3 protein-coding genes are annotated in these 3,444 nt (G+C 39.3%); 2 read left to right on the top strand and 1 reads right to left on the bottom strand.

What is annotated here, in order from left to right; translation table 11 throughout:
* Positions 1 to 729, bottom strand: a 729-nt coding sequence (gene cobM, locus PX484_RS08260) for a precorrin-4 C(11)-methyltransferase (protein ID WP_288103427.1), incomplete at its 3' end; no start/stop codon positions are given.
* Positions 730 to 914: 185 nt separating this feature from the next.
* Between cobM and dnaB the strand changes: the two genes are divergently transcribed.
* Entirely contained in the window at positions 915 to 2,672 is a 1,758-nt protein-coding gene (dnaB, locus tag PX484_RS08255) for a replicative DNA helicase (RefSeq protein ID WP_287766628.1), read from the top strand.
* 1 nt (position 2,673) lies between these two features.
* The coding region (locus PX484_RS08250; RefSeq protein WP_288103425.1) for a glycosyltransferase family 39 protein at positions 2,674 to 3,444 on the top strand (771 nt) is incomplete at its 3' end.

Here is a 3,444-nt window from a genome sequence, read left to right as displayed (position 1 = left end):
TGTAATCTGGTTTAAAGCGGGACTAATTAGATAAAGGGTAGTTCTAGTTAAATTTTCCCGATGGGTTAATTGGGCCATCTCTGACAGGGGGACAACCCAGATTTTTTCGTCGGGCCAACCGAGACGGAAACAAACGGCCACCTGTTGCTCTGGCTGGTAGTATTTTAGGAGTTTTTCCTGGGCTTTGTCAACATGACGGGCGGCTAAATATAGGCATAAACTGGCTTTATGGGCGGCTAAAGAGGCTAATTCTTCACTTTCTGGCATGGGAGATGCTTTTCCTTCCACCCGGGTTAGAATAATTGTCTGGACTAATTCCGGAATCGTTAATTCTAGGGCCAATTTGGCCGCTAATCCTTGAAAGGCACTAATTCCGGGGATTAGCTGAAAGGGGATATCTGCTGCTGTCAAAAGCTCAATTTGCTCTTGGATGGCACTATAGAGACTTAAATCCCCCGATTGCAGTCGCACCACCGCTAAACCCCGACGCACGCGATCGATCATTAAAGGGATAATTTCCTCTAGGGTGATGCTACTGGTGGGAATTAACTCAGCATCTTTAGGAGTGTCCTCAAGAATTTGTTTGGGGACGAGGGAATCAGCAAAGACGATAACATCGGCTTTTTGGAGAATTTTATAGGCTTTTACCGTCAATAATTCCGGATCTCCGGGGCCCGCACCAATAAAATAGACGGCCGGGGAGAGCGCCGAGGAGTCAATTAAAGTCATACTAAATCCTGTTTAAAAGGGGTGTGGGGTGTGGGGTGTGGGGTGTGGGGATGTGGGGATGTGGGGAGAATAAATAAAAACAATCTCCTGAATCCTGAATACTGAATCCTATCATTAACCTGAACATTTGTATTTAATTAGGGTGAATGACTATAATTAATGATAAAGCACGGTCAGCATTAACAATGATTAGCGATCAATCCCTCCCCCCCCAAAATATTGAAGCGGAAGAATCTATCTTAGGTGGCATTTTACTAGATCCAAAAGCTTTAGGTAGAATCAGTGATTTTTTAATTCCAGAAGCTTTCTATGTGAAAACCCATCAAGATATTTATCGTGCGGCGCTTGCTTTACAAGGGAAGGGAAAACCGACGGATTTAATGACGGTTAGCAGTTGGTTACAAGATAATCATCTGCTGGAAGAAATCGGGGGAATGCCGCGATTGTTACAATTAATTGAGCGCACTGTCTCGGCTGCCAACATCGATCGCTATGCTGAATTAGTGATGGATAAATATATGCGTCGTCAGTTAATTTCCACCGGGGGAGAAATTATCGAGTTAGCCAGGGATACGACGCTAGAATTAGAAAATGTTTTCGATGAATCGGAACAAAAGATTTTTCGTCTCACCCAAAAACGACCCCAGGAGGGTTTAATTTTTCTGGGGGATACTTTAATTGAAACTTTTAACGAAATTGAGAAAATGCAGGAGACGACCACTCTACCCGGTATCGAAACTCAATTTTATGATCTCGATGCGATGACCAGTGGTTTACAACCCTCGGATTTAGTTATTATCGCGGGTAGGCCTTCCATGGGAAAAACTTCTTTTGCTCTTAATATTGCTTATAATATAGCTCAACAGAATTTACCTGTAGCTGTCTTTAGTTTGGAGATGTCTAAGGAACAATTAGCCCAACGTTTGTTATCGAATGAGGCTAAAATCGAAAGTAATCGGATTCGCTCGGGCCGTTTGGGACAAAATGATTTAGAGAAGGTTCTTGGGGGACTAGAAAAGTTATTAAATTTGCCTATATATATCGATGATAGTGCCAATTTAAGTGTAATTCAAATGCGTTCCCAAGTGCGGCGTTTACAGGCAGAAAAAAAGGGGCAAATGGGATTAGTTTTAATCGATTATCTGCAATTAATGGAAGGGGGAGGTGATAATCGCGTTCAGGAAATTTCTAAAATTACCCGCAGTCTTAAGGGTTTAGCGAGAGAAATTCATGCTCCAGTAATTGCTCTTTCTCAGTTAAGTCGCGCTGTGGAATCTCGCAATAATAAAAGACCGATGATGTCCGATTTACGCGAGTCGGGATGTTTAGCGGGTGATAGTTTAGTTGAGTTAGCCGCTCCTCGTGCTAAAGTGCCAATTTGTCAGTTAGTGAATTGCTCTAATTTTACGGTTTTTGCTCTTAATGAGGAAACAATGAAATTAGAAAAAGCACTGGTAACTAAGGTATTTTCCACAGGATTTAAGCCAGTTTTTCGATTAACAACTCGTTTAGGTCGCACGATTAGAACTACAGCCAATCATAAATTTTTGACTGTCCACGGTTGGCAAAGATTAGATGAATTAAATATTGGTAATTATATCGCTTTACCTCGCTCTCTTAGTAATTCAGACCTAACTTTTAATTGGGATGAAGTTATGGCAATTCAAGCGGATGGAGAGACAGAAGTGTATGATTTAACAGTAGATAAACTGCATAACTTTATTGCCAATAATATCATCGTTCATAATAGTATCGAACAGGATGCGGATTTAATTATGATGTTATACCGAGATGAATATTATAACCCCGATAGTCCCGATCGAGGTGTGGCTGAAGTAATTATTACTAAGCATCGTAATGGTCCCACCGGCACAATTAAGCTACTTTTTCAACCAGAATTTACCAAGTTTCTTAATCTTAAACAAAGTCGCTCTAGTTATTAAAATGCAAGCAACTATTAATTATAAAACTCCCAATTGGCTCTTAATACTTTTGGCAATTATCCTAACTCTCGGTGTGGTTTTTCGTTTGGCAAATATCGATAAAAAAATCTATTGGCATGATGAATCCTACACCACGATTAGAACCACTGGTTATCAAGCAAAGGAAATCGCTGATACTATCTTTCAAAATCGTCTTTTATCTACCACAGAATTAGGAAAATTTCAACAACTGAAACCCGAAAGTAATGTTTTTGATACAATAAAATCTCTCGCTAAAGAAGACCCTCAGCACCCACCTTTATACTTTATTATCTCTCGCTATTGGGAAAAAATATTCGGTTTTTCTCCCGTTTCTTCCCGCAGTTTAGCGATTTTTTTTAGTCTTCTCTCCCTGCCATTTATTTACTATCTATCCCTAGAATTATTTGCAGCAAAATTAACGGCAATTTTAGCAGTAATTTTATTGGCACTTTCTCCAGTTGATATAATATTTGCTCAAATGTCTCGTCAGTATAGTCTTTTAGTTTTGTTAACGATAATCAGTCAATTAATGCTGTTAAAATGTCTCAAAAAAAGAACTCTTGTTAATTGGTCTTTATACACCTTCTCTAATACTCTCGGACTCTACACCCATCTCTTTTTTATTCTCAACTTATTTGCTCAAGCAGCCTTTATACTTTGGTATCTTGTTATGAAACCAGAGCGAAAAAATAACTTGATATTTTTCCTGTTATCTGGGTTAACAATGATAATTTTATATATACCCTGGTTA

The organism is Microcystis sp. M49636_WE2, from assembly GCF_030065375.1.
Taxonomy (GTDB): Bacteria; Cyanobacteriota; Cyanobacteriia; order Cyanobacteriales; family Microcystaceae; genus Microcystis; species Microcystis aeruginosa_C.
This window is presented reverse-complemented; position numbering and strand designations above follow the sequence as displayed.

Coding starts and splice junctions, on each gene's coding strand:
- dnaB (WP_287766628.1), top strand. CDS start 915: ATGATTAGCGATCAATCCCTCCCCCCCCAAAATATTGAAGCGGAAGAA.